The 5,517-nt window shown below is 64.9% G+C and carries 6 protein-coding genes; 4 read left to right on the top strand and 2 right to left on the bottom strand.

The features are described 5' to 3' along the window. Positions 1-232 precede the first annotated feature (232 nt). Entirely contained in the window at positions 233-670 is a 438-nt protein-coding gene (locus EOA60_RS16505; protein WP_066991616.1) for a metallopeptidase family protein, read from the top strand. A gap of 25 nt (positions 671-695) precedes the next feature. Here the strand turns inward: EOA60_RS16505 and EOA60_RS16510 are convergent, their stop codons facing one another. After that, a complete protein-coding gene (locus EOA60_RS16510; RefSeq protein ID WP_095776719.1) occupies positions 696-902 on the bottom strand; it encodes a DUF1737 domain-containing protein in 207 nt (68 codons plus the stop codon). Between the two features lie 56 nt (positions 903-958). Further along, positions 959-1,840, bottom strand: a complete 882-nt coding sequence (locus tag EOA60_RS16515; RefSeq protein WP_164899349.1) for a CoA ester lyase — start codon at positions 1,838-1,840, stop codon at positions 959-961. Between the two features lie 639 nt (positions 1,841-2,479). Between EOA60_RS16515 and EOA60_RS16525 the strand changes: the two genes are divergently transcribed. The 3 genes from EOA60_RS16525 to EOA60_RS16535 all read left to right on the top strand — a co-directional run. Beyond that, positions 2,480-3,178: a response regulator transcription factor gene (locus EOA60_RS16525; protein WP_067323595.1), complete on the top strand. Its 699-nt coding sequence runs from the start codon at positions 2,480-2,482 to the stop codon at positions 3,176-3,178. Next, entirely contained in the window at positions 3,166-4,737 is a 1,572-nt protein-coding gene (locus tag EOA60_RS16530; protein ID WP_095825140.1) for a HAMP domain-containing sensor histidine kinase, read from the top strand. The genes EOA60_RS16525 and EOA60_RS16530 overlap by 13 nt, the downstream gene beginning before the upstream one ends. Positions 4,738-4,760: 23 nt before the next feature. Beyond that, positions 4,761-5,517: FAD-dependent oxidoreductase (locus EOA60_RS16535; protein WP_164899350.1), on the top strand; the 757-nt coding region annotated here is incomplete at its 3' end.

The following is a 5,517-nucleotide window of genomic DNA, read 5'->3' on the forward strand; positions in this document are numbered from 1 at the left end:
GGCGGCGCAGGGCAAAAACAGTTTCCCGCGCCACGGCGCTTATCGCCATGACGTTCACTTCCGGCAGTAGTTGTTCCTGTTATGTTCTTATAGATTCCAGAGGGGCCTGGAAGAGTCAAGCGGAGTCGCAAGGAATTTATTCCTTCGTCTTTCAGCTTCCAAGACCCAGCCAGCCGGGCCCATTTGCCTCCACCGGCGCGAAAGCCTATATGCCGAGGTCAAAGGAAACCTCATGGCCCGCATCTACAAGACCCGCATCTGGCATGACCAACTCTCGCCATCGATGGATGAGATGGAACTTCTGGCGCTGGAGGCCTACGCCCATCTGCCGGAGGAGTTCCGCAAGCTCACCGGCGAGATCATCATCCAGATCGCCGATTTTCCGACCGACGAGATCATGGACGACCTGTCGCTGGAGACGCCCTTCGACCTGCTTGGCCTGTTCGAGGGGCGGGGCATCGCCGAGCGCTGGAACCCGCAAACCGGCGAGGGGCCGAACCGCATCACGCTCTACCGCCGCGCCATCCTCGACTATTGGGCCGAGAACGAGGAGACGCTGGGCGACATCGTCACCCACGTGCTGATCCACGAAATCGGCCACCATTTCGGCCTGTCGGACGACGACATGGAGCGGATCGAGGAAGCGGCCGAGCAGGCAGCGGCGGGGTGACGAATGAGAGGGCTGCCGCCCTTTCCTACCAATCGCTGAGCTTGGTGTCCGAGGTGTATTCCTGGCCCTCGATATCCTTCACCACGGCCTGGCCGCAGCGCATCGACTTGGTCGTCTTGTCATAGGCATAGGTCGGCGAGCCGAACAGGTGCCAGCCCTTGTTCAGGGCCGCCGTCACCTTATGGCAGAAAGTGGAATCGTCCGGACCGGACAGAAAGCGGTAGAGTTTCATTTTCGACCCTGTCGTGACCAATGCTTGTCTATCTTTGCTGGAATCGCTCGAGCGCATCATGCGCCGATGATTGCGGCCTTCGCCAGAAGTTTCTCGGCTTCCGCCAGATGCAGCCGCTCGACCATGCGGCCGTCCAGCGCAATGACGCTTTTGCCGGCATTTTCGGGCCGTGAGAACGCCTCCCTGATCGCGCGCGCCCTGGCCAGGGCCTCCGGCGCCGGCGCAAAGGCGCGGTTCGCCGGCTCGATCTGGGCGGGGTGGATCAGCGATTTGCCGTCGAAACCCATGGCGGCCGCGCCGGCGCATTCCCGCGCGAGGGCGTCGAGGTCGCGAAAGTCGTTGGCGACGCCGTCGATCACGTCGAGGCCGCCGGCGCGGGCGGCGAGCACAAGCTGCAGCGGCCAGGGCGTGAGATAGCGCCGGTCGGGCGTCGCCAGAATGCCGGTTGCCTTCACCAGATCGTTCGTTCCGGCGACGAAACAAGCGAGGCGGGAGGCGGGATCGCGGCCAAGCTCGGCGATGGCGCCGACGTTGAGCAGCGCCTTGGGCGTCTCGATCATCGCCCACAGTTTCACGATATCCGGCGCGAAATTGTCGTCGAGCAGGTCGCCGGCCTCGAGGATGTCGCGCGGCGTTCCGATCTTGGGCAAAAGAATGCCGTCGGGCTCTGCCTTGGCGACGGTCAACAGGTCGTCGATGCCCCATTCACTGCCGAGCGGATTGATGCGCACCACCATCTCGCAGCGGCGCGCCGGCCGCGCGGCGAGGATGCCGGTCAGCTTGTCGCGGGCGGAAACCTTGTCGGCCAGCGCCACGCCATCCTCGAGGTCGATGATGACGGTATCGCAGGCCAAGGACGGGATCTTGGCCAGCGCCTTGTCGTTCGAAGCGGGCACGTAGAGCACCGAGCGGCGCGGGCGGTAGGTGTCAGAGGTCATGACCGATCTATGCCGGCTTGCAGCGGGCGAGGCAAGGCGCGGCACCATAGAACTCATTTGCGTTCTGGCTAATTGTCGAAGCCGGCGCCGCCCCTCATTGCCCTGCCGGGCATTTCTCCCCGTATAGTGACGGGGAGAAAGGGCCTGGCCGCGATGTCGGCTCCTGCAATGCTGGCGATTGGCGAAGCCGGCGATGGCAGCGCCCCTCTCCCCGTCACTATACGGGGAGAGGATGCCGGCAGGCAGGTGAGAGGCGGCGCCAGCCTGAAACGACTTTGCTCCTGCACGAAATCTGCAAATCCTTGCGGAAAACCTCCTCCAATCCGCCGCGCGCTTTCCGCAGCCGCCGGCGAAACAGGCGGCATGCGAACACATCACAGATCCCGCTGGTCCCCTGCCCCGGCGCCTCCGCAACGAAGGCTGGTGGTTGGTCGAGCCGCAGAGGCCGCGCATCACGGCGGTCATGCTTCCTTTCATCCCAAGATCAGGGCTGCGGCATGCCATGCGAGCGGCGGCGCTCGGGACGGTTCGGTCTTGACGCCAGCTTTCACGACTGGCGGCCTTTGCGCGCTCTCGACAAGCACGGCCCGCTTGCTAATCCTGCCATGACAAAACCGTATTCAGCGAGCTGCAGATTCCATGCCGCACAACATCCTCGTCGCCGACGACGATCCGCATATCCGCGAGATCATTTGCTTCGCGCTGGAAAAGGCCGGCATGAAGACGGCCGCCGTCGCCGACGGCGCCGCCGCGCTGCAAGCGGTCGAGCGCCGCGCGCCCGACCTCATCGTGCTCGACATCGGCATGCCGGAGATGGACGGGCTGGAGGTCTGCCGCAGGCTGCGGCAGCGCTCCGACGTGCCGGTGCTGTTCCTGTCGGCCCGCGATGAAGAAATCGACCGTATCCTCGGCCTTGAAATGGGCGGCGACGACTATGTGACGAAACCGTTCAGCCCACGCGAGCTGGTTGCCCGCGTCAACGTCATCCTGCGGCGGGCGCGCCCGGCGGTGGTGGAGGAAGACGCCGACGACCGTCAGTTCGCGCATGGCAAGCTCGTGCTGGTTCCGGCAAGTCATGCTGCGAGCTTTGAAGGCAAGCCGCTCACCCTAACAGCGATCGAGTTCGCGATTCTGAAAGGTTTTCTTGGCCGCCCGCAGCATGTGCTTGGCCGCGATGCGGTGATGGCCAATGCCTACCAATCCAACATCCATGTCTCGGAACGCACGGTCGACAGCCATATCCGCAACATCCGCGCCAAGTTGGCGGCGGTCGGCTGTTCGGATGCGATCGCGACCGTGCATGGCGTCGGCTTCCGGCTCGGCCGATGCGGTGGCTGAGCAAGGAGAAATGGCGGCCCAGGCTCGCCACCGTGGTCGTCGCCATCCTGATCGTGGTGATGGCGCTGCCGCTGGTCGGCCTGTTCTTCTTCCGGCTCTATGAAAACCAGCTGATCCGCCAGACCGAGGGCGAGCTCATCGCACAGGGCGCGGTGATTGCCGCCGTCTATGCCGATGCGGTGCGCGCGGCCGGCATTGCACCGGAACGGTTGGGAACGCCGATCTCGGCGGATCCGGCAAGGGACAATAATTACCCCTATCAGCCGATCGAGCCGCAGCTCGACCTTGCCTCCGACAATGTCATGCCGTCGCGACCGGCGGCCGTTCCCGCCACCGCCGATCCGGACTTCGCGGCCATAGGCGCAAAGCTCGACGGCATTCTGGACGAGGCGCAGAAGACAACGCTTGCCGGCTTCCGGCTGCTCGATCCGCATGGCGTGGTGATTGCCGGCGGCGGTGAGGTCGGACAGTCTTTCGTTGCGGTCGAGGAGGTGCGGCAGGCGCTCGCAGGCGCCTATGCAAGCGAGCTTCGCCTGCGGATCCCCGACCAGCCGCCGCCGCCGCTCTATTCGGTGAGTCGCGGCACCAAGGTGCGCGTCTTCGTCGCCTTGCCGGTCGAACTCGACGGCAGGGTCGCCGGCGTGGTCTATATGTCGCGAACGCCGAACAACATCGTGAAACATCTCTATGGCGAGCGCGGCAAGGTCACGCTCGCGGCGATCGCGATTCTCGGCGGCACGCTGCTGATCGCGCTGGTGTTCATCCGCACCGTCAGCCGGCCGATCTACGCGCTGATCGAGCGCACCAAACGCATCGCCGCCGGCGACCGCGAGGCAATGCGGCCACTCGCCCATCACGGCACGCGCGAGATGGCGGCCCTGTCGGCCGCCTTTCTCGACATGGCGCAAAAACTCCAGGCGCGCTCCGACAGCATCCAGACCTTCGCCACCCATGTCTCGCACGAGCTGAAATCGCCGCTGACGGCGATCCAGGGCGCGGCCGAGCTGCTCAGGGATTCCGGCGGGACGATGGACGAGACCGAGCGACGGCGTTTTTCCAATAACATCGTCACCGATGCCGGACGGCTCAATCTGTTGGTACGCCGGCTGCTCGAACTGGCGCGCGCGGAAAACCTGGCGCCGAGCGGCGAAAGCACGACAATCGGCGCGGCGCTGGCGCTGCTGCCGGTCGACGCCAGGCTGGAGGTACGCGTCGAATCGGGCAGCGATATCGGCCTCGGCATCTCGGGCGAGAATCTCGCGATCGTGCTCGCCAACCTCATCGACAATTCCGCACGGCACGGCGCGAAGCAGGTGACGGTCGGCGCCGAAAAGGCGGGCGAAAGGGTGGCCCTCCACGTCGACGACGACGGCGGCGGCATTTCGGCGGCCAATCGCGCAAGAATATTCGAGCCGTTCTTCACCACAAGACGCGAGGCCGGCGGCACCGGCATGGGCCTCGGCATCGTGCTGGCCCTCCTGAAAGCACATGATGGCACGATAACGCTGGTTGACTCCGAACGCGGCGCGCGCTTCGAGATCAATTTGCCGGTCGCGTGAGGACCGGTGAATCGGAGAACAAAGTGCGTTACGACATCGTCATCATCGGCGGCGCCATCGTCGGGTCCTCGGTCGCCTACTATCTGCGCGAAGAAGGTTTTACCGGCTCCATCGCGCTGATCGAGCGCGATCCGCAATTCTCGCAAGCGGCGACGACGCTGTCCCTGGCCTCGATCCGCCAGCAATTTTCCATTCCCGAAAACATCCGCCTGTCGCAATTCACGCTGAAGCTGTTCCGGCAGCTGAAAGAGACTTTCGGCGCCGACGCCGATATCGGCTTTCGCGAGGGCGGCTATCTGATCCTCGCCGGCGAGGCGGGGCTGCCGATCCTCAAGGCCAATCACGAGGCGCAGATCGCCGAAGGCGCCGATATCGTGCTGGAGGATGCAGGCCAGCTCGCCCGCCGCTTCTCCTGGCTTTCAACCGAAGGCATTTCCGCGGGCGCCTATGGCCGCGGCGGCGAGGGCTGGTTCGACGCGCATGCGCTGCTGATGCTGTTCCGTAAGGCGCTGCGCGAGAGGAGGATCGACTTCATCACCGCGTCGGCCACCGGTATCACGCGCCAGGGCAGTCGCGTCACCGGCGTCGCCCTCGACAATGGCGAGACGCTGGAGGCCGGCATCATCGTCAATGCCGCCGGCCCGAACGCCGGCAAGGTGGCCGCCCTTGCGGGGCTTGCGCTGCCGGTCGAGCCGCGCAAGCGCAACGTCTTCGTCTTCGAGGCGCGGGAGAAATATGCCGACATGCCGCTGCTGGTCGATCCCTCCGGCATCTATGTGC

The organism is Mesorhizobium sp. M1A.F.Ca.IN.020.06.1.1 (assembly GCF_004023265.1).
Taxonomy (GTDB): Bacteria; Pseudomonadota; Alphaproteobacteria; order Rhizobiales; family Rhizobiaceae; genus Mesorhizobium.